This is a genomic window from Wenjunlia tyrosinilytica (assembly GCF_014646055.1).
GTDB lineage: Bacteria > Actinomycetota > Actinomycetes > Streptomycetales > Streptomycetaceae > Wenjunlia > Wenjunlia tyrosinilytica.
The window spans coordinates 88,553-109,348 of sequence record NZ_BMMS01000022.1 but is presented as its reverse complement, the minus strand read 5'-3'; the positions used below and the strand labels follow the sequence as shown (position 1 = coordinate 109,348).

Here is a 20,796-nt window from a genome sequence, read left to right as displayed (position 1 = left end):
GCGTTGACGGTCACCGGAGCGGGCGCGGAAACGGGAACGAGCGCGGGAACGGCCGTGGGAGCGGCAACGGGCGCCCCCGCCGCTGTCCCGGACGCCGCGCCGGATGTGGGCGCGGACCTGCGGGCGAGGATGCGGGCGCTGTCCCCGGCCAAACGGGCGCTGCTGGCCGCGCAGTTGGCCGAGCGCGGACTGCTGCACTATCTGGACAGCGGTCCGGAGCGGGCGGCAGGCGATCCGGACGCCGTCACCGTCAAACAGGAAGCGCTGTGGCGGCTGCACGCCGGCGGCGACGACGGGGACTTCTACCACGCCGGGATCGTCTTCCGGTTCGGGCCGAGGACCGATCCGCGGGCGCTGGCGGCCGCCGTCTCCCGCGCCGCCGAGCGGCACGAGGTCCTGCGCAGCGCTTACCTCGCCGACGCCTCGGCCGGCGGCTCCGTGCGGGTGCGGGTGCTGGACGCGGGCGAACTGCCGGTGCGGCACCTCTCGTTGGAGGCCGCCGACGAGGACGGGGCGCTGCGCCGGGCCGTGGAGTCGGCGCTGGCCGACGGCCGGGAGCGGTTCTGCCTGGACCGGCCGCCGGTGCGCTGCCGGGTGATCGACGCGCGGCCGTCCGCCGTGCTGCTGTCGGTGGTGGCGCACGACATCGCGTGCGACCGCTACGGCCTGCGCACCGTTCTCCTGCCGGAGCTGTGCTCCGAGCTGGGGGGCGGCGCTGCCGAGGAGCCGGGCGCCGTGGGGCCCGAGGACAGGCAGGACGGCGGACCGGAGCAGTTGCGCCTGCGTGATGTCGCCGAGTGGCAGCGCGAGAGCGCCCGTTCGGGGCTGATCGCCGAGCAGGCGCGCCGCCGGGCCCGCGTGCTCCGGGCCGAGACGGTGCTGGCGATGCCCGACCACGGGGACCGCGCCGGGGAGCGGATCGTCCTGCGGATCGGCGAGCAGGTCGGTCCGGGGCTGGCGCGGGTCGCCCGTGCCGCGGGCACCACCTTGTTCGCGGTGGTCCTGGCGGCCTGGGGTTCGGTGGTGGCGCGCTTCCACGACCGGGACGAGGTGGCCGTGGGCTGCTGCACCTCGGGCCGTCATCGCCCGGAGCTGGCAGGGGTCCTGGGAAATCTCGCCAATACGCTGGTCGTGCCGGTCCCGGCGGCCGCGGGCCGCTCGTCCGCGGAGCTGGTGGCCGTGACGCGGGACCGCCTCGTGGAGGCGCTGGGTGACGGGGACGCCCCCTTCGAGACCGTGTTCGGGGCGCTGACCGGGCGGGCGGGGGTGCAGGACCAGGACATCAGGGTGCGGCTGACCCTGGACGAGGACGACGGCCAGGCGCTGCCGCCCGGCTGCACGGGGGTGGCCGACCTGGACTTCGGACACGCCAAGTCGTCGCTGAGCCTCGAGCTGACCACTGAGGATGCGGGGGTGCGCGGTTCGCTGGCATACCGCCCGGCCGATGTCCCGCAGCAGCGGGCACGGGAGCTGGCCGATCTGGTGGAGCGGCGGCTCACGGAACTGGCGTCGGGGACCTGAGCGACGAGGCAGCGAATCAGCGGGTCAGCGGGTCAGCCGACGAGTTCTTCGCGGGGATCGCGGAGGTCGAGCAGATAGCCGCGCCCCCAGGCGGTGCGGATGGACAGCTGAAGGCAGCTGAGCCTGCGCCGCAGCCGCAGGATGCGCAGGTCCAACGCGTTGCGGCGCGGCTGGCCGTCGTCCGGCCAGACCTGCTGGATGAGTGTCTCCCTCGGCACGACCTCCTGGAACGACTCGACGAGCACCCGCATCAGCTCCGCCTCCGCCGGGGAGAGGGAGAGCCTGCGGCCGCCGAACCGGAGCACGCCCTCACCGTCGATGCTGGGTATCGCCCCGGCCTGCGCACGGGCCTGGAGTGTCGCCCGTCGTGCCCAGAAATCCTCTCTGGTTATGGGCGGCCGCACCCAGTCCTCGAGGACATTGAGGCCGGTCGGCGCCGACACCTCCCGCCCTTCGAGGACCATCAGACAGGGCACTCCTCGCGCCCTGCAGGCCGCCCGTTGCTCGGCCTCGGACGGCCACCGCAACACCTTGACCTCCACACCGGACCCCTTTCGCTACCGTTCTCGCGCAATCCGCCGAGCGAATGAGCTACCGGATCAGGGTGGTCCGTCACCCTCCATTCGATCTCAAGTCTGTCTCGTGAGGCAGGCGCAGGTGGCCGGAAACGCTGTTCACCGTCCGCCTCGGTCGAGGCGGGCAGCCCCTGGATCCGGCCGTCTCCCACCCGAATGCGCGCAGGTCAGCGCGACGAGTCGGCACCGGCCGCGGACGCGGACACAGGCGAGCGCGGGCAACGAGGCTCCTTCGGCCTCCGGCCTGCAACGGGATTCGGCCTCCGCGCGCAGCGGTCGCCGCGCGCACACCGGCGCACGCCGGTGCGCACGGCTCAGACAGTCGCTCCGGCCGCCACTTCGACTTCCAGGAGCGACGCGCTGTGCCGCTCGGCGTCGAAGGCCTCGCGGCCGCCCCGCAGTCCGAACAGCCGCTTGGACAGCAGGATGTACAGCACGGCGAGGATGTTGAGCACCAAAGTGGCGGCCTTGAACCAACTGGCCTTCTCCACCACCTCGTACACCTCCAGCGGCAGAAACGCCGCCGTCGCCACGACGGCCAGGTACTCGGCCCACCGCTTGGCCATCCACAGCCCCACGCCCTCGATGAGCTCGATGGCCGCGTAGACGAACAGCGCGACCGCCACGATCAGCAGGGTGGAGCGCTGGTACTCGAAGACCCTGCGGATCGAGTCGACCACGGGTGAGTGGTCGAGGTCGTAGTGGAAGTGCTGGGCGACCGGCCGGAAGACGGTCAGATTCTCCTCGAAGAACCGGTGCACGGAGCCACGGCTGTTGCTGAACCGCCAGACGGCGAAGGCGACCAGCAGGACGAACACTCCGCGCAGGGCGCGTTCCACCGCGATGAAGCGCAGGATGATCAAGTCGCGCAGCGCCCTGCCCCGGGGCACGAGCGGGGCGTCGGAGGCGGGCCCGGACCCATGGGGTGTGCCGAGCGCGAAGTCTCCGCAGCGCAGGCAGCGCCAGGCCACACCCATGGCGGTCGCGGCATGGAGCCTTTCACGCAGGAGCGGTTCCGAGGGCTCATAGGTGATGTGCCCCCGGCGAGCGCAGGTGCGCCTGTCCCAGTCGATCGCGATACCCACCGCTGCCCCGTTTCCGTGTCCTTCGTAGATCGCTGTGGATCATAGGCACCCGGAAGGACGCACAGGCCACGCTGTTACCGACGAGGGGCGAACCGTCACACAATCATGAAACTGTGAAGGTCGGCCTCGGCGGCCGATACCGGAGGAACATCACCCGATACCGGGTGGAATCCGCTCCCGTGCGGCGGGAGTGTCCGGCCCCGGCCGTACGCGACACTCCCCTCAGTCGACATCACTCTCCGTGATGTGCGGACACTCTCCGTTGAGTAGACTGAAAGGGGATGGCTCATGAGCGAGCCGACCGTGCAGCCGTGGAACATGCTGACGCCCACCGCGGTCCCGGCACCGCCCCCGGCGCCGCAACCGGACGACATCTGGCCCCTGCGGGGCGGCGAGGCATGGGTGTACTACGGCGCCGGGCACTCCGAGGTCGTCAATCCCGTGATCTTCTCCGACGGCTTCAACTCCGGCCGCAGCGACATGGACATGCTCTGGCACGGGATGGAGCGCGGCGACTTCCCCTTCATCAGCCGTATGCGCGAGCGGGGCAACGACCTGATCCTGCTCGGATACACCGAGCGCTCCGCGTCGATCCTCGCAAACGCCGAGACCGCCACCGAGTGCATCGACAAGGCGGCCAACGCTCCCGGGCGCCGGGCCGGGCTGGCGGTCGGCGGCTTCAGCATGGGCGGACTCGTCACCCGCTACGCGCTGGCGAAGATGGAGCACGAGGACATCGAGCACCGCACGGAGGTCTACTTCTCCTACGACAGCCCCCACCGGGGCGCGTGGATCCCGATCGGCCTCCAGGCGCTGGCGCACTTCCTGCGCCCGCTCACCGACGCCATGTCCAAGCAGATCAACAGCGACGCGGCACGCCAGCTCCTGGTCCACCACATCGACGAGTACGACGCACAGGTGCGCGAGGACCCCATGCGCGGCGAATTCCTGGACGCCCTGCGGGAGGTCGGGGGCTGGCCGCGCAAGCTGCGCAAGATCGGTCTGGCCAACGGAGCCGGGCACGGCGTCGGCAACGGCGTGCCGCCCGGCGTGGAAGCGCTCAAGTGCACCGGGGCGCTCCACCCGTTGAAGGGCACCACCCTCTACACACAGGCGTCCGGGGACGACCGGCTCGTCGCCAAGCTCAAGAGCGTCCTCATCGCCGACCCCATCGAGGTGCGCACCGACGGCATGCTGGAGTTCGACGGCGCTCCCGGCGGAACGCTGGACAGCTTCGAGATCGCCCGCCAGGAACTGGTGAAGTACGGGGCCACGCAGGCCGACCATCCCTCCATCTGCTTCGTCCCGACCGTCAGCGCCGTCGCCATCCGCGACCTGGACACCGCTGCGAACCTCTACGCCGACGTCAGCGCTCTGCCTCCGGAGGACAGCGAGCTGGACGAGTTCATCTGCTCCAGTGACAACCTGCTCCACTCGAAGATGACCGAGGAACTGGGCACCTGGCTCCTGGAGCGCCTGCCCAAGTAGGAACTGGCGGCGGCGACGCAGAACCGCACTGCCGCCCTCCCTGCGTCCGGAGCGGGTACGGACGGCCGGGAGGGACGGCAGGCGGCCCATGGGCCGGCGGTGAGGGCCCCGGCGGTCACGGCTCGGTCAGCAGCTCAGATTGCCGCCGGCCGTGGTGCCCAGGATCTGCACGAAGCGCTGGTAGGCGTCGATCCGGCTCTGGACCTGGGCGGGGTTCCTGCCGTTGCACTCCAGCGAGCCGTTGATGCTGCGGATCGTCTCACCGAACCCGGCCCCGTTGACCATCGCGTTGTGCGGGGTCATGGTGCCGGGGCCGCTCTGCGTGTTCCAGTACCACAGGCCGGTCTTCCAGGCGACGGCCGGGTCGTTCTGCACCAGGTTGGGATTGTGGAGCAGGTCGATGCCGAGCGCGTCGCCCGCCGCCTTGTAGTTGAAGTTCCAGCTCAGTTGGATGGGACCGCGGCCGTAGTACGCGGACTGGCCGGCCGGGCACCCGTACGACTGGCTCGCGTCGCAGTAGTGCGGGTAGTTGGCCGTGTTCTGCTCGACGATGTAGACCAGCCCGCCGGTCTCGTGGCTGACATTGGCCAGGAACGCCGCGGCCTCCTGCTTCTTGACGGTGGCGCTGCCCGTGTTGGCGAAGGCGGGGTAGGCGCTCAGGGCCGCCTTCAGACCGCTGTAGGTGTAGAAGGAGTTGCGGTTCGGGAACATCTGGTTGAACTGCGCCTCGCTCACCACGAAACCCGACGGGTTGGGGTCCGACGGCGTTGTGGGGCCACAGGAGTACGGCTCCCAGTACCACGTGCTGATCACCGGGTCGTACCCCGGGTTGTCGTGGGTGGCCCGGTAGAGCTTGCCGTCGGTGTACTTGACGATGTCACCGGTGGCATAGGACTTTCCGGCGACCCAGTTCGGGTGGTTGCACGTCCCGGGGTCGGTCGGTGTCGAACCGCCGCCGCAGGCGCCCTGGTCCGCCCAGACCTGGGAGCCGCTGCTGGGGGTCTCGTTCTGGGTCCACCACTTCGCGGACCAGTTGTGACCGCCGTAGGAGACCGTCGCGCCACCCTGGTACGCCGTCGAGGCGTTCCACGCGGAAGCGCAGCTCGCGGCCGAGGCATTGCTCAGGGGCATGACAAGCGAGAGACCGCCGGCCAGCGTCGCAGCGGTCAGAAACGCCACCATCCGCTTCTTCGACACTCGTTCACTCCTTCTCGTGGGGGAATTGGCAGCACTCAACCGCCCTTGGTCTATACCAGTCAAGGTCCAGACCAATTTTCGTGCGCGAGAAGGTGAAGGGACGGGTTGTCGCGCTCAGTGGGCACCCGGAGGGGATTGACGCGGGGTCGGACCGGGGGCGCGGAAAAGGTGCGGCACACACGCCGCACCATGTGAGGGAGAAGTCCCTGCCTTCCGGGCCCTCACCTGCGGGTTCTCATCTGCCGGTTCTCGCCCGCCGGTTCTGGCCCGCCGGTTCTGGCCCGCCGGTTCTGCCTGCCGGGCCCTCACCTGCGGGGCAGGGCCTGCTCGGCCCAGATGACCTTGCCGGTCGTGGTGTAGCGCGTCCCCCAGCGCTCGGCGAACTGGGCCACCAGGAACAGGCCTCGGCCGCCCTCGTCCATCGTCGCCGCGTACCGCAGGTGCGGGGAGGTGTTGCTCGTGTCGGAGACCTCGCAGATCAGGGCGCGGTCGCAGAGCAGGCGGACGCGGATCGAGCCGCCGGTGTAGCGGATGGCGTTGGTGATCAGCTCACTGAGGATCAGCTCCGTGCTGAACGCGAGGTCGTCCAGCCCCCACCCCTCCAGACGGCCGGTCACGGCGGCGCGCACTCCGGCGACCGCCTCCGGGACGGACGGCACCTCCCACTCGGCGACCCGGTCGGAGGCGAGCCTGCGGGTGCGGGCGACGAGCAGGGCGATGTCGTCGCTCGGATGGGCGGGCAGCAGGACCTCGAACACCGCACGGCAGGTCTCCTCCGGGGCCCGCCCCGCGTGAGCCAGCACGCCGCGCAGGAGTTCGAGCCCGGCGTCGATGTCCCGGTTGCGGTCCTCGACAAGGCCGTCGGTGTACAGCACCAGCTGGCTGCCCTCGGGCAGGGACAGCTCCATGGTCTCGAAGGGCAGCGTGCCGAGCCCCAGCGGCGGACCCGCCGGGACCTCGAGGAAGCGCGCGGTACCGTCGGGGCGCACCACCGCGGGCAGCAGGTGCCCGGCCCGCGAGAGGGTGCAGTTCCCGGAGACCGCGTCGTAGATGGCGTACAGGCATGTGGCCCCGGTGATCGCGGCGTCCCCGCCCGCCGCCGCCTCGTCCTGGTCGATGCGGGTGACCAGTTCGTCGAGGTGTCCGAGCAGTTCGTCGGGCGGCAGGTCGAGGGCCGAGAAGTTGTGCACCGCGGTGCGCAGCCGGCCCATGGTGGCGGCGGCGTGCAGTCCATGGCCCACGACATCGCCCACGACCAGGGCGACGCGGGCGCCGGGCAAAGGGATGACGTCGAACCAGTCGCCGCCCACACCCGCCTGCGCCGGCAGATAGCGGTGGGCGATGTCGAGCGCGTCCTGCTCGGGGAAGCCTCGGGGCAGCAGGCTGTGCTGAAGGGTCACGGCCATGGTGTGCTCGCGGGTGTAGCGGCGGGCGTTGTCGATGCAGACGGCGGCGCGGGCGGCCAGTTCCTCGGCGAGGGAGAGGTCGTCCTCCTCGAAGGGGTCGGGCTTCTTCGAGCGCCAGAAGTTGACCACGCCCAGCAGGACACCGCGCGCCCGCAGGGGGGCGGCGATGAGCGAGTGGACCCCGGAGTCCAGGATCTTCGCGGTCCACTCGGGATCCTGCGCCCGCCATCCTCCGGCGGCCTCCAGGTGGGGTTCCACCACGGCGTTCCCGCTCAAGCCCCATGCCTGCGGCGTGGAAGGCCTCCAGTCGATCAGCCATCCCGTCGGGTAGAACGGATGGGCCGCGTCAATGCCCCTGATCGCGACCCGGCGCATTTGCGCGCCGTCGGCCGAGGCGGGCTCGTCCCCCCGCAGGACCGGCTCCGCCAGATCGACGGTGACGAAGTCGGCGAACCGGGGGACGCTGACCTGTGCGAGCTCCTCCGCCGTCCGGGTCACATCGAGCGTGGTGCCGATGTCGACACTGGCGTCGTAGAGCAGGTTGAGGCGCCTGCGCGCTCCCTCGGCCCGGCCGGACAGCGCCCGCAGCTCGGTGGAGTCCCTCAGTGTGGCGACGCTGCCGGGCGGCCCTCCGTCACGGTCGGTGGGGCGGTTGTTCACCGCCAGCAACCGCTCCCCGGCGGGCAGCACCTCATCGGTGACGACCCGGCGCGAGGTCAGCAGCTCGGCGGCCCGCGGCTCGAGGCCCAGCTCCTCGACCGGGCGGCCCTCGGCGTCGGCGGGCAGATCGAGCAGTCGGCAGGCCTCGTCGTTGGCCAGCAGGAGCCGGTCGTCCCCGCCGACGATGATCACACCTTCGCGCACACTGTGCAGCACCGCGTCATGGTGCTCGTACATCCGGGTCATCTCGGAGGGGTCGAGCCCATGGGTCTGCCGCCGCAGCCGCCGGGTCACCAGTGCCGTCCCGCCCGTGGCCAGGGCGAGGGCGGCCGCGGCGGCGCCGAGGAGGATCGGCAGCTGCCGGTCCACCACACCGCTGATCTTCTTGATCGTGATCCCCGCGCTCACCAGGCCCACGACATGGCCGCGGGCGTCCTGCACGGGGACCACCGCCTGCACCAGGCGGCCGATCGTTCCATTGACGGTCTCGGTGATGGTCTGCCCGGCGAGCGCGGGCTGGATCGTGCCCACGAACCTCTTCCCGATCCGGTCCGGCTTGGGGTGGGTGTAGCGGATGCCGTCCGTGTTCATCACGACGATGAAGTCCACGCCCGAGCTCTTGCGCGCGGCCTCGGCCGTCGGCTGGAGCACCGCGGTGGGGTTCGGGAGCTTGAGCGCCTGCTGGATGCCGGGGGCGTGCGCGAAGGTCTCGGCGACGGCGACCGACCGGTTGCGGGCCTCGCGGGTGGTGTCGTGCCGCGCCTGCAGAAGGAGGACGACCACGGCGGCGAGGACGAGCAGCACGACGACGACCACTTGGAGGACGAAGACCTGGCCCGCGACGCTGCGCACGCTCAACGCGAATCGCGAGCGCCGCCCCGGCGTGTAGGGGGCCTGGCGTCGCTCGTACTGTGTGTCGTGCTCACGTCTGTCACGCGGGCGCTCGCGCCGACTTGGTCGGCGAAGACCCATGGGTCGGGCCATACGCCTATGGAAGCATGCCGTCCGGCCATTGAGTGAGAGGTCGTCGCCCCCGGCACGTCCGGACGCCCACCGCATGCGCACGACCGCGCAGCGGCGCCGAGGCGTCGGGCCTCCGGCCGCCCCGCACGGCATGGGGAGGAGGTCACGCGGCGCCGACCGGGCGCTTCACTGCGTCCACCCCTCCTCACACCGCCGGGGTCTCCTCCCCCTCTCACACCGCCGGACCACCTTGGGCCTCAGAAGTTGCTGATCACTTCCCGCAGAACCTTCTCGATCCGGTCGGGGTCGGTGGAGTCGTAGTTGAACCCTCCCCCCGCCCGGGTGATCTCCAGCAGCGACTCCACCGGTGCGTTCCCGCTGTAGGCGATGGTGAAGACACGTACCGGCCGCCCCTTGCCGTAGGCGTCGATGTCCTTCGTCAGATCCTTGATGCCGTAGCCGGGCTTGTAGAAGTTCTGGCCATCGGTCAGGACGACGACGGCGTTGATGGCGTCCGGAGCGGTCCGGGCCAGCCGTTCGCGGGCGGCCCGGATGGTGACGTACAGGGCAGTGTCGTGCTCGGGGCTCAGATGGGAGACCTCGTCCCTTATCCGAGGGGCGGTGGCGGCGATGGGGCCGGGCGCGACGAGTTCGCTGTAGGGGGTCGAGGAGGTGCTCCTGTCGCCGGAGAACTTCCACAGGCCGACCTCGTCGTGGGCGTCGAAGTCGGCGAGGGCCGCCTTCGCGGCTGCCTTGACCTGGTCCAGCCGGGAGGGGTTGCCCCGGGCGGGCGGTGCCTGGGAGCGCGGGTCGTAACTCATGGAACCGGACACATCCAGGACGAGCAGGACACGGGCCGGCTTGCGGACCTTCTGCCAGGACCTGCGGATGGCGTTGAGCGCCTCCGGTGCCGGCAGCTCGGAGACCTTCGGCATCCGTGTGTCGGCCGGTTTGAGGGCCGAGGCGACCTTCGGGGCGAGTTCGCCGTCGACGCCTCCGCGGAAACCCCTGTCCTTGATGGTGTCCTGCTGCGCCGACTCGTGCAGGAATTTGAGGAAGTCCTCGGCCAGAGGGCGCAGGCGCTGGTCTCTGTTGACGGTGGACAGGATGCCGTAGGGGGCGTCCGAGACCAGGGTGCCCTCCTCGGGGTGGACCGCCACCAGCCGCTCGTGCGGTCGGTGGGTGTCCTCGCAGCCGACGCGGCGGCCCCGGTTGTACTCGTAGACCGACTTCTCCTCGAGCGGGACCACACTCACATAGCCCAGGGCCTTGTGCGCGGCGTCGGCGCGAGCGAGGTTGCACAGGTAGACCAGTGAGGTCTCCCCGTAGTGGATGGTGGCGGCCTCCACTCTCCTCACCCGCTCCCGCACCGTCCCGTCCTCCGGGGTGCGGGTGGTCAGATCCTGTGTGGGCGTGTTGCTCGCCACGGCATAGGCTTCGAACAGCGAAGTGAGGCCGGTGGTGGCGTAGTTGGGGTTGGACTTGCCGAGCTTGAAGGTGCCCGCCCCGCCGCCGGTGGCCTTCTTCCACTTCGCGGGGTCGTCGGCCATCTGCTGCAAGGTGGACCAGCCGATCGCCCGGCCGGGCCATCCGAGCTTGGTCGCGATCGTCTCGGGCATGGCGAGCACCACGGGGGTCTGCGCCACCGAGGGCAGTCGGCCCTCGGAGTAGTTGATCACGCGGTACCGGTCGTGCCCGTCCGCCTCCTTCGGCAGCATCCGCGCCCAGACCGTCGCCGCCGGGCTCCACACCTCGGGAACATCGTGGCCCTGGTGCTCCTCCGGTTTCCAGCCGTGGGCCAGTGAGTCGAGGACGTCACCGGAGCCGTCGGCGAAGACCTGCACGTGCTTGCACCCCTTGGCGCGGTTGTAGCGCGCCGCCAGGTCCGACAGCACGTCCGCCTTCTCCTGCGAGGACGCCACCGTGATCGACACCTCGCACGGAATCGGCTGCGGAGGTTCGTCCCCGGAACCCTTGAGGAACACGTACATCCCCACGAGCGCCACACCGCCGGCGGTGACGCCGGCGACCATGGGCCGCAGCCGGGACCAGCGTGCTGACACCAAGACATCCCCCACATGCTGTTCACAGTCGACCGGCGGCCACGTGTCCCGGTTCGGGTGGGCCGCCGCAGATGGTCATGCGCCGCCGTCGGTGCCTTTCCGGCGTCTCGCACCGCGGTCGGCGACGGCCTCGCTCGCGAGCTCGGTGGCATAGACGACCGCGGCGACGGCAGCGCCCGCGGCGATGTCCTGGCCCATGTCGTGGGCGGCCGTCTCCGTCACGAGCGCACCTGCCGCGCCCATCACCACGGCCACGGCGATCACCCACGTGTCGGTCATGCGGCGGCGGCGACCGACCGGCTCCGCCTGCCCCCGCTGGATTCCCGGCCCGTCGTCGAGCGGGGCACCCGTCCCGTCGTCGAGGCGGCCCTCGCCGGTCGGCCGGGGCGACGTGGTACCGGTCACCGAGTCGCCGCCGGTGATGTCGTCGGACCCCTCGGCCGTCTCCGACCGCGTACGACGGGGGCGGCTCTGGGTCCGGGCCTTGGCGGTGGCGGTGCCCGTCCGTGTGCCCGCCCCGGCGCCCGTGCGCGTGCCCGCCCCGGCGACCGCCCGCTCGGCCGGCTCGCCGGCTCTCTCCTGTTCGCCCGCTCTCTCCTGTTCGCCCGCTCTCTCCTGTTCGCCCGCTCTCTCCTGTTCGGCGGCCTCCTCCTGGAGGCGCCGCACCTGACGCCGGAGCACCTGCACCTCGGTGTGCAGCCGGGCGATGCGCTCCTTGCCCTGCGCCAGCTCCGACTCAACCGTGCGGTTGTAGTCGGCGGCGTCCTCGAGCCTGCGGCTCTGTTCGGCGTTGACCGTTCGCAGCCGGTCGCGTTCCGCCTCCGCGGCCGCGGCCCGCTCCAGTGCCTCCTCCAGCGCCCGGCCGAGCTGCGTCAGCTCCTGCCCCAGGGCGCTCAGGTCGCGGGCGGCCGACCGGTTCGTCTCGTGGGCCTGTGCCAGCTGAACCGTGAGGCGCTCGACATCCTCACGCAGGCAGGCGAGTTGGCTGCCCATGGCGGAGCCCGCGGCGAGTGCCTGCCCGCGCAGCTCCTCCAGCTCGCGAAGCTCGCTGTCGGACACCGTGACACCGCGCGCGGAGAGGAAGTCGACGAGGCCCTGATGGAAGTCCGCGGCGGGGATCCGCTCACCGGAGAAGTACCGGGAGACGGCCGCGCCGGAGTAGTTCAAGGTCTCGGCCAGCGCCCTCTGCGGAGCCTTCGACCTGCTGAAGAGGTCCTTCAACGCCAAGGCGTAGCGCTGCGCCTGGACCGACACGTCGCAGGCTCCCGTCGCATCGCTGTGCACCGCCGTCCTGCCTCCTCACCGGCTCCCGCCACGGTCGCGTCGACCTCCAGGCTGCGATTGTCACGCACCGCACACGGTCGGCTCCGCATGTTCGCCAAATTGGCAATCACCTGGAATCCGGCCATTCCGTCTCGTCCTGGCTTGAAGACCCTACGCGCCTCGCCGTGTCGGCGGCGCCTCTCCGAGGATGTCGGGCCCGGGGGGCGAAGGCTGCGTATCGTTCGCATCGGCGCCCACGGAGAGGGCGGTACGCTCCGGCGCCACGCCCCGAGTGCCGGAGCTCCGCGGCCCGAATAGGCAATCACGGCGGTGATCGTCAAAATAGCCACGTCAACATCTTCTTGGGGGTACGTCCATTGCAGCCGGGGCAGCACCAGGGGTTCCCGGAACCCGAGGCGCGGGTACGCACGTCAGCGGATGACGAAGCACCCGAAATCATGGTTTTTGTCGAGCACTTGAGGGACCTTCATGCCCAGCTCGGAGCCACCCCGCGCGAGTCGGCGGCTTGGCTGGGAACGGATCCTCTGGAACTGGCCAACTTTCTGGGCGGTGAGCGCCTTCCGTCCCTCGAGGTACTGAAGCGGCTGCATCAACTGTTCGCCACCCAAACAGGCATCTCACCCACGCATGAGTACTTCATGAGAAGCCGTGAGTTGCTCTATGCGGCAGCGCGTTCGAAGGGCCGTTTAAACGCGCGTGAGTACGAACTCGCCTCCGCGGCCGAGCGGGTGGAGCAGCAGGAGGGGGAACTGTCCGAGAGCCTCGTGAAGCTCACCGAGGAGCTGGCACTGGAGCGCGAACGGGAGCAGTGGGCGCAGGAGGAGATCGAGCGCCTCTACAGCGACCCCGCGCGCGAGGACGCGGGCGACGCGGCGTGGCAGTGGTCCGCCCAGCGGGACCGGGCGAGCGAGCGTGTTGCCGTGCTGGACGGGCAGTTGCGGGAGAACCAGGCGATTCTGCGCCTGGTGCGCGGGGACCGCGAGCGCCTGGAGCAGGCACGTGCGGAGACCGCGCGGGAGATGTCAGCGCTCGGACTCCAGCCCGGTGGGCAGCCGGGCGCGGAGGTGGCGGCGCGGCCCGCCCAGGTCGGCTCGGTGTTCGTCGATCTCACCAGGCGCACCCTGCGCCTGATTCAGCGTCAGCTGATGCTGCTGTCGGACCTCGAGCGCGAGGAGGGCGATCCGGACCGGTTGTCGGGGCTCTTCCGGCTGGACCACCTCAGTACGCGGATGCGCCGTACCGGGGAGACCCTGCTGGCCCTCGCGGACCAGGAGCCCGGACGGCGGTGGCGCCGCCCGGCGCCGCTGGTGGACGTGCTCCGCGCCGCCGCCTCGGAGGTGGAGCAGTACGAGCGGGTGGAGCTCTCCGGGGTTCCGGAGGTCGAGATCGCCGGCCCGGCCGTCAACGATCTCGTCCATCTGCTCGCCGAGCTGGTGGAGAACGCGACCTCCTTCTCCGGGCCGAGGACGAGCGTGTACGCCACGGGCCACCTGCTGCCGGACGGGAGGATCGTCGTCAGGATCGACGACTCGGGTATCGGGATGTCGCCGGAGGACTGCGCCGTCCACAATGAGCGCCTCGCCGATCCTCCGCCGGTGGACGGCCGGATCTCCGGCGGGATCGGCATGCTCATCGCTGGCCGCCTGGCCAAGCGCCAGGGTGTCCGGGTCCAGTTGAGACCGTCCGAGACGACGGGCACGACCGCGCTGGTGATGCTGCCGGCCACGGTGGTCGAGCCCTCGGCGCAGCACGGGGGGCAGCCGGGCTGAGGGCGCCGCGGCCGGCGTCTCGACGGGGGACTCGGCCGCGGCCGCGGCGGCGAGGGGGCCTCAGCCGCGCACGGCCCCCTTGGCCAGGTCGGCGATGAAGTGCCGGGCGGCCAGGACGAACACGACGAGCAGAGGGATCATGGCCAGCAGCGCACCGGCCATGACCATGCTGTAGTCCGTGCTGTGCACGCCGTTGAGCTGGGACAGCGCGACCTGGAGGGTGAGGTTGTGCGGGTTGACCAGGGCGATCAGCGGCCACATGTAGTCGTTCCAGGAGGCGATGAAGGTGTAGATGCCGAGGAAGGCCAGGCCCGGCCGCACCACCGGCAGTGCCACGTGCCAGTACTGCCGGAAGAAGCCGCAGCCGTCGAGCCTTGCCGCGTCCAGCAGTTCGTCGTGGATCGCGCCCATCATGTACTGGCGCATCCAGAAGATGCCGAACGCGTTGGCGGCGGCGGGCACGATCAGTGCGGTCAGTGAGCCGATCCAGCCGAGCCGGGCCATGATCACGAACTGCGGGATGGCCTGCAACTGGGTGGGGACCATGAAGATGCCCATGAGGACGACGAACAGCGCCCGCCGCCCGGGGAAGTCGAACTTGGCGAAGGTGAAGGCGGCCAGCGAGTCGAAGAAGAGCACCAGGACGGTCACGGACACGGCCACGACGAAGGTGTTGAGCATCGACCCCGGGAAGTCGATGCTGTCGAAGACCTTGGAGACGTTGTCGCCGAAGTGCGAGCCGATCGTGAGCTTCGGCGGGTAGCGGAAGATGTCGCCGGTGGTGTTCGTCGCCATGACGAGCGTCCAGTAGAACGGGAACAGCGAGAGCACCATGCCGGTGATCAGGATCAGGTGCAGGGCCAGGCCGTTGCGCCTGCTGCCCTTCGTACGCGGGGTCGGCCGCATGGTTGTCTCCCTCTACCGTTCCCGGCGCTGGACGAGGCGCCAGTTGATGATGGCGAACAGCGCGACGACCAGGAAGATCCCCCAGGCCATCGCGGCTCCGTACCCGAAGTCGTTGTTGTCGAAGGTCTGCTGGTAGAAGTACAGGACCATGGTCTGTCCGGCGTTGTCCGGGCCGCCCGCGTTGGAGGTGTTGCTGGTGCTGGCGAGCAGCACCTGCGACTCGGAGAAGCTCTGCAGGCCGGTGACGGTCGAGACCACGAGGGTGAACAGGATCACCGGCCGCATCATGGGCACGGTGATGCGGAAGAAGGACTGCACGGGGCCCGCGCCGTCCACCCTGGCGGCTTCGTACAGCTCACTGGGGATGGTCTGCAGACCGGCGAGGTAGATGATGGCGTTGTAGCCGACCCACTGCCAGGTCATGAGGGCGGCGATGGCGGTCTTGATGCCCCAGGGGCTGTTGAGCCATGGGACGGTGTCGAGACCGACGGCCCGCAGGGCGGCGTTGGTGAGCCCGAACTCGGTGCTGAAGATGGAGCCGAAGACGATGGCGATGGCGACGATCGAGGTGACGCTCGGCACGAAGTACGCCACGCGGTAGAAGCCCTTGAAGCGGACGGCGGAGTTCATCAGGACCGCGGTCACCATGGCGAGGAACAGCGTCGGGACGGTCGCCATGGCCCAGATCTGGACGGTCACGGAGATGGAGTTCCAGAACTGGCTGTCCGTCAGCAGGTACCGGAACTGCGACAGCCCCGCGTACTCCATCCCGCCGATGCCGTCCCAGCGGTGGAAGGCCAGGTAGAGCGAGAAGACCACCGGTATCAGGCCGAAGGCGAGGAAGAGGAGGTAGAAGGGCGAGATGGCCAGGTACTTGGGCCAGTGATCGGCCGGGGCCCGGCGCAGCCCGTCCGGCCGGACGGCTCCCGGTCCGGTCGGCGCCTGCCTCGTCAGGCGGGGCAGGTGTGCTCGTCGTCCCCGTGGCGCACCGGCCGCGGTGCTGGTCGTGTCCACTCCGGCCACTCAGCTCACCCCCAGGTGGTCGGCGATGCGGCGCACCTTGGACATCGCGTCCCTCCAGGCGTCGTCGGGGTCCTTGCCCAGGTCGTTGATGTTCACGATCTCGTCCCTGATCGGCTGGGAGACGGCCACGTCGTAGGGGCTGTTGTAGGCGACCGGGATCTTCTCGGCGGCGGGGCCGAAGACGTCAACGGTGACCTGCCCGCCGAAGAACGGATCGGGGGCCCGCATGGCCTTGTGCGTGTACGACGCGGGGGTGGACGGGAAGAGTCCGGCGTCGGTGAAGCCCCGCGTCTGGTTGTCCGCGTCGAGCAGCCAGGTGATGATCTCGAAGGCCTGCTCGGGCTTGCGGCAGTACTTGGTGATCGCGAGGAAGGAGCCGCCGTAGTTGGCGGGGCCGCCGGGCATCCGTGCCACCCGCCATTTGCCTTTGCTGCCGGGGGCGGAGAGCTTGAGGTCGGCGCTCCACCAGGAGGGGTTGAGCTGGCTGGGCAGCCGCCCCTTGGCGAGGGCGGCGGTCTGGTCGGGGCTTCCCGGCCGCAGATGCGAGGTGATGCCCATGCGCTTGGCCCGGACGGCCAGGTCCCAGGCGTGGCGCACGTGCTCGCCGTCGCCGATGAAGTGCTTGTCCTTGTCGACGAACCGCTCGGTGCTCTGGCCGATGGCGTACTGGAACACATCGGTCATGCCCAGGATCATCGAGGCGCCGGGCACCTTCTTCCTCAGCCGTCGCCCGGCCGCGAAGTAGGTGTCCCAGCTGGACATCTGCGCGGCCACGTCGTCCGGCTCGGTGGGCAGTCCGGCCCGCTCGAAGACATCGGGCCGGTAGTAGTGCGCGGTGGGGCCCACGTCGATGGGGAAGCCGATCATGCGGCCCTGCGAGGTGATGCACTCGCGCCATTTCCAGGGCAGGTAGCGGTCGGCCAGCGCGTCGGCGCCGAGGGCGCGCAGGTCCATGAACTGGTCGGCGTTGGCATGGTACGAGGCCATGTCCTCGCCCTTGAGGCCGGTGATGTCCGGCACATACGCCCGGCCGGCCATATTGGTGAGCAGCTTCGAGCGGAAGTAGCCGCCGATCTGGACCGGCCGCAGGTCCACGGCGGTGAACTTCCGCCGGGCCTCGCCGACCACCTTGTCGCTGAGTCCGCTGGTCCAGTACCACAGGGTCATCTGCCTGCCCGTGGAGCCGGTCGGGACCGAGCAGGCCGGCGTGCCCGCCAGCGCGGCCGCGGCCGCCCCGAGGCCGCCCGCCCGCAACAGTCCCCTTCGTGAGAGCGGCACCGCTCCCACCACCCTTCGCATGTGTTCGAGATCGATCGGAGAGAAGGTCCCTGTGAACCGGAGAGGAGGCCCTTCGGCTCAGGGCCGGTGTCCGCCGCCGGGGAAGCCGAGCGTGACCGGGGCTCGGTGGACGGCACGGATCCGCTCGGGTGGCGGGATGCGCTCGGTGAGGAAGCCGAAGTCACGGCGCAGGTCCTCGTCCGCGCCTCGCTCCACCGCCCGCCACCACTCGGCGATTCCGGCCCAGCCGGGTGCCGCGGGAGCGCCGCCGATGTGCCGCACGGACAGGGCGGCGGCGAGGTTGGCGAAGCGCAGCCGCTCGATGAGCGGCCAGCCCTCGAGGGTGGCGGCGGCGAAGCTCGCGCCGAAGACGTCGCCCGCGCCGGTCGCGTCCACGACATCGATGTCGAGCCCGGGTACGGCCGCGGTCTCACCCGTGGTCTGGTCCACGGCCAGTGCTCCCTCCCGGCCGCGGGTGACCACGGCCGCCGGCACCAGTTCGGTGAGCCGCGACAGGGCCGCCTCGGCAGAGCCGGTGCGGGTGTAGCTCATCGCCTCGCCCTCGTTGGGAAGGAAGGCATGGCACAGCGACAGTTGGGCGAGGACCTCGGTGGACCACTGCTGGGAGGGGTCCCAGCCGACGTCTGCGAAGACCTTTGCCCCGGCCGCGTGCGCCTTCTCCATCCAGCCCTGGGGCTCGGCGCCGATGTGCACGATCGCGGCCCGGGCCGCCGGCGGGTCGCCGACGAGCTGGTCGGGGGTGAACGGGGGTGCGTGGCCATGGGTGACCAGGGCGCGGTCGTGACCGTGGGCGAGGCAGACGGTGACCGGGCAGTGCCATCCGGGGACCGTTCGGGACAGGGAGAGGTCGATGCCCTCCTGTTCGGACAGCACCTCCCAGCAGTGCGCGCCGTACAGGTCGTCGCCGAACGCGGCGGCGAGCGAGGTGCGCAGTCCGTAGCGGGCGGCCGCGACGGCGAGATTGGCGATACCGCCGGGTGCGCAGCCCATACCGCGGGTCCAGACCTCCTGCCCCGGCGTCGGCGGCTTCCCGAGTCCGGTGAGGACGAGGTCGAAGAAGAGCAGTCCCGACAGCAGGACATCCGGTGCGGGGACCGCGGTGGGGTCCGGGGGCGGGCGCTGATCCACGCGCTCTTCCTCTCTGCGGGCGTGCCGTCGGGTGAGGGTACGCCGTCGTGTGCAGGAACCCGCGGCGGCCGTTTCCAGCCGACGGGGTGTGCACAGGATCGTGCGCCTCGTGAACAGAAATGGCAAGGGTCAATCAAAAACAAGCATAGAAATGATTGAGCTTGACGAGTAGTGTGCGTCCTGTGCTTGCTGAGCGACGACACCAACTGATCCTTCGCGCGCTGAGATCCGAGGGCCACGCGACCGTGGAGGCGCTGGCCGAACGGCTCGGCGTGAGCGCCGCGACCATCCGGCGCGACCTGCTCAGACTCGACGAGGAGGGGCTGCTGACCCGGGTCCACGGCGGCGCTGTGCTGGAGCCGGGCGGTGACGACCCGTTCGCCGAGGTGGCCCAGGTGCGGGTGGCGGACAAGGACCGCATCGCCGAACGCGCGGCGGGGATGATCGAGGACGGCCAGACCGTCCTGCTCGACATCGGCACCACCGCGTTCCGTCTGGCCCGCCAACTGCACGGCCGCACCCTCACCGTGATCACCAGCAACCTGGTGGTCTACGAGGAGCTCGCCGACGACACCTCGATCGAACTCGTGCTGCTCGGCGGTGTGGTCCGCCGCGACTACAAGTCCCTGGTCGGCTTCCTCACCGAGGACAACCTGCGCCAGCTGCACGCCGACTGGCTCTTCCTCGGCACCAGCGGTGTCCGGCCCGACGGCCAGGTCATGGACACCACGGTGGTCGAGGTCCCGGTCAAACGGGCCATGATCGCAGCGAGTGAGCGGGTGGTGCTGCTGGCGGACGCCGGGAAGTTCCCCGGCACCGGCATGGCCCGCGTGTGCGGGCCGAAGGAGATCGACGTGACGGTGACCAATCCCTCGGCGGACAAGGCGACCTGCGCCGCGCTGCGCGAGGCCGGAGTGGAGGTGGCTCAGGCATGAAGCTGACGATTCTGGGCGGCGGCGGCTTCCGTGTCCCCCTGGTGTACCGGGCCCTGCTCGGCGACCGGGGCGAGGGCCGCGTCACTCAGGTGACCCTGCACGACCTCGACTCCGGTCGGCTGTCGGCCATCGGCCAGGTGCTCGCCGAGCAGGCGGACGAGGCCGCGGGGATCGGTGGGGCGGCGGGCGCCGGGGGGCCGGGGGACGACGCCGGGCCGAGGAGCGCCGCGGGGCCGGGGCGGACCGCCGGACCCAGGGGCGCCACGGGGCCGAGCGGCCCCGACGCTCCCGAGGTCACGGTCACCACCGATCTCGACACGGCGCTCAAGGGCGCCGACTTCGTCTTCTCCGCGATACGCGTCGGCGGACTCGAGGGCCGCGCGGCCGACGAGCGCACCGCCCTGGCGGAAGGCGTCCTGGGCCAGGAGACGGTCGGCGCGGGCGGGGTGGCGTACGGTCTGCGCACGGTCCCCGTCGCCACGCGGATCGCCCGGCGGATCGCCGAACTCGCCCCCGACGCCTGGGTCATCAACTTCACCAACCCGGCCGGACTGGTCACCGAGGCCATGTCCCGGGTGCTCGGCGACCGGGTGATCGGCATCTGCGACTCACCCGTGGGCCTCGGCCGCCGCGTCGCCCGCGCCCTCGGCGCCGACCCCGACCGTGCCTGGATCGACTACGTGGGGCTGAACCACCTCGGCTGGCTGCGCGGGCTGCGGATCGACGGCCGTGACGAACTGCCGCGGCTGCTCGCCGACTCCGACGCCCTCACCTCGTTCGAGGAGGGCAGGCTCTTCGGTGCCGAGTGGCTCCGCTCCCTGGGCGCGATCCCCAACGAGTACCTGCACTACTACTACTTCACCCGGGAGGCCGTGGAGGCCGCCCGCGCCGCCGAGCGGACGCGCGGGGCCTTCCTGCGCGACCAGCAAGGGCACTTCTACGAGCGGATGGAGCACGGCGGCGAGCCCGCGCTCCGGGCCTGGGACCGCACCCGGGCCGAGCGCGAGGCGACCTACATGGCCGAGAACCGCGAGGCCGCCGGGATCGGGGAGAGGGACGCCTGCGATCTGGAGTCGGGCGGCTACGAGCAGGTCGCCCTCGCTCTGATGCGTGCCATCGCCGGGAACGAGCGCACCACGCTGATCCTCAACGTCCGCAACGGCACCACATTGCCGGTACTCGACGCCGACGCCGTCATCGAGGTGCCCTGCTCCGTGGACGCCGACGGCGCCCATCCCCTGTCCGTCTCCCCGCTCCCCCTCCACGCCACCGGGCTGGTCTGCGCGGTGAAGGCGGTCGAGCGCGAGGTGATGGCCGCCGCCGAGGGCCACTCGTACGCCGCGGCGGTCGGTGCCTTCGCCCTCCATCCGCTCGTCGACTCGGCGCACGTGGCCCGCCGGCTCCTCGACGCCTACCGGGCCGAGCACCCCGGACTCGCCTACCTGCGTCCCTGACCGCGCGCCCCGCCCCACACCCGGCCCCGCGGCCCGGCCC

15 protein-coding genes are annotated in these 20,796 nt (G+C 70.8%); 5 read left to right on the top strand and 10 right to left on the bottom strand.

Annotation, left to right across the window (positions count from 1 at the left end; translation table 11 throughout):
- Window positions 1-54 precede the first annotated feature (54 nt).
- The gene (locus IEY86_RS23995; RefSeq protein WP_189133902.1) at window positions 55-1,521 is read left to right on the top strand and encodes a condensation domain-containing protein; all 1,467 of its coding nucleotides are present in this window, start codon (window positions 55-57) and stop codon (window positions 1,519-1,521) included.
- Between the two features lie 32 nt (window positions 1,522-1,553).
- Here the strand turns inward: IEY86_RS23995 and IEY86_RS23990 are convergent, their stop codons facing one another.
- Window positions 1,554-1,985 (bottom strand): winged helix-turn-helix domain-containing protein, encoded by a 432-nt coding sequence (locus IEY86_RS23990; RefSeq protein ID WP_189133901.1) that lies wholly within the window; start codon window positions 1,983-1,985, stop codon window positions 1,554-1,556.
- Window positions 1,986-2,410: 425 nt separating this feature from the next.
- Entirely contained in the window at window positions 2,411-3,175 is a 765-nt protein-coding gene (locus IEY86_RS23985) for a DUF2127 domain-containing protein (protein WP_189133946.1), read from the bottom strand.
- A gap of 294 nt (window positions 3,176-3,469) precedes the next feature.
- On the opposite strand from IEY86_RS23985, the gene IEY86_RS23980 reads away from it, so the two are divergent.
- The gene (locus IEY86_RS23980) at window positions 3,470-4,669 is read left to right on the top strand and encodes an esterase/lipase family protein (RefSeq protein WP_189133900.1); all 1,200 of its coding nucleotides are present in this window, start codon (window positions 3,470-3,472) and stop codon (window positions 4,667-4,669) included.
- Window positions 4,670-4,795: 126 nt separating this feature from the next.
- Here the strand turns inward: IEY86_RS23980 and IEY86_RS23975 are convergent, their stop codons facing one another.
- The 4 genes from IEY86_RS23975 to IEY86_RS23960 form a co-directional block, all read right to left on the bottom strand.
- Window positions 4,796-5,866 carry a glycoside hydrolase family 19 protein gene (locus IEY86_RS23975; protein WP_189133899.1) on the bottom strand — a complete coding sequence of 357 codons (1,071 nt, stop codon included), beginning with the start codon at window positions 5,864-5,866 and terminating at the stop codon, window positions 4,796-4,798.
- A gap of 305 nt (window positions 5,867-6,171) precedes the next feature.
- Entirely contained in the window at window positions 6,172-8,916 is a 2,745-nt protein-coding gene (locus IEY86_RS23970; RefSeq protein ID WP_229698699.1) for a SpoIIE family protein phosphatase, read from the bottom strand.
- 236 nt (window positions 8,917-9,152) lie between these two features.
- A complete protein-coding gene (locus tag IEY86_RS23965) occupies window positions 9,153-10,958 on the bottom strand; it encodes a vWA domain-containing protein (RefSeq protein WP_189133897.1) in 1,806 nt (601 codons plus the stop codon).
- Window positions 10,959-11,033: 75 nt separating this feature from the next.
- Window positions 11,034-12,242, bottom strand: a complete 1,209-nt coding sequence (locus IEY86_RS23960; RefSeq protein ID WP_189133896.1) for a hypothetical protein — start codon at window positions 12,240-12,242, stop codon at window positions 11,034-11,036.
- Window positions 12,243-12,679: 437 nt separating this feature from the next.
- On the opposite strand from IEY86_RS23960, the gene IEY86_RS38150 reads away from it, so the two are divergent.
- Window positions 12,680-14,011: an ATP-binding protein gene (locus tag IEY86_RS38150; protein ID WP_189133895.1), complete on the top strand. Its 1,332-nt coding sequence runs from the start codon at window positions 12,680-12,682 to the stop codon at window positions 14,009-14,011.
- 60 nt (window positions 14,012-14,071) lie between these two features.
- On the opposite strand, the gene IEY86_RS23950 is transcribed toward IEY86_RS38150, so the two are convergent.
- The 4 genes from IEY86_RS23950 to IEY86_RS23935 form a co-directional block, all read right to left on the bottom strand.
- Complete coding sequence (locus IEY86_RS23950; RefSeq protein WP_189133894.1) at window positions 14,072-14,917, bottom strand: carbohydrate ABC transporter permease; 846 nt, start codon at window positions 14,915-14,917, stop codon at window positions 14,072-14,074.
- 12 nt (window positions 14,918-14,929) lie between these two features.
- Entirely contained in the window at window positions 14,930-15,823 is an 894-nt protein-coding gene (locus tag IEY86_RS23945) for a carbohydrate ABC transporter permease (protein WP_229698706.1), read from the bottom strand.
- A 117-nt stretch (window positions 15,824-15,940) separates the two neighbouring features.
- Window positions 15,941-17,218 carry an extracellular solute-binding protein gene (locus tag IEY86_RS23940; protein WP_189133893.1) on the bottom strand — a complete coding sequence of 426 codons (1,278 nt, stop codon included), beginning with the start codon at window positions 17,216-17,218 and terminating at the stop codon, window positions 15,941-15,943.
- 78 nt (window positions 17,219-17,296) lie between these two features.
- Entirely contained in the window at window positions 17,297-18,367 is a 1,071-nt protein-coding gene (locus tag IEY86_RS23935; RefSeq protein ID WP_189133892.1) for a carbohydrate kinase family protein, read from the bottom strand.
- A gap of 182 nt (window positions 18,368-18,549) precedes the next feature.
- Between IEY86_RS23935 and IEY86_RS23930 the strand changes: the two genes are divergently transcribed.
- Both IEY86_RS23930 and IEY86_RS23925 read left to right on the top strand, forming a co-directional pair.
- Window positions 18,550-19,302 (top strand): DeoR/GlpR family DNA-binding transcription regulator, encoded by a 753-nt coding sequence (locus tag IEY86_RS23930; protein WP_189133891.1) that lies wholly within the window; start codon window positions 18,550-18,552, stop codon window positions 19,300-19,302.
- Entirely contained in the window at window positions 19,299-20,756 is a 1,458-nt protein-coding gene (locus tag IEY86_RS23925; RefSeq protein ID WP_229698698.1) for a 6-phospho-beta-glucosidase, read from the top strand. Before IEY86_RS23930 ends, IEY86_RS23925 begins: the two co-directional genes overlap by 4 nt.
- Window positions 20,757-20,796 lie beyond the last annotated feature (40 nt).

Bases quoted from the DNA above. Each gene is read 5' to 3' on its own strand.
- IEY86_RS23970 (WP_229698699.1), bottom strand. From the start codon at position 8,916: ATGGCCCGACCCATGGGTCTTCGCCGACCAAGTCGGCGCGAGCGCCCG.
- IEY86_RS38150 (WP_189133895.1), top strand. From the start codon at position 12,680: ATGGTTTTTGTCGAGCACTTGAGGGACCTTCATGCCCAGCTCGGAGCC.
- IEY86_RS23950 (WP_189133894.1), bottom strand. From the start codon at position 14,917: ATGCGGCCGACCCCGCGTACGAAGGGCAGCAGGCGCAACGGCCTGGCC.
- IEY86_RS23980 (WP_189133900.1), top strand. From the start codon at position 3,470: ATGAGCGAGCCGACCGTGCAGCCGTGGAACATGCTGACGCCCACCGCG.
- IEY86_RS23990 (WP_189133901.1), bottom strand. From the start codon at position 1,985: ATGGTCCTCGAAGGGCGGGAGGTGTCGGCGCCGACCGGCCTCAATGTC.
- IEY86_RS23925 (WP_229698698.1), top strand. From the start codon at position 19,299: ATGAAGCTGACGATTCTGGGCGGCGGCGGCTTCCGTGTCCCCCTGGTG.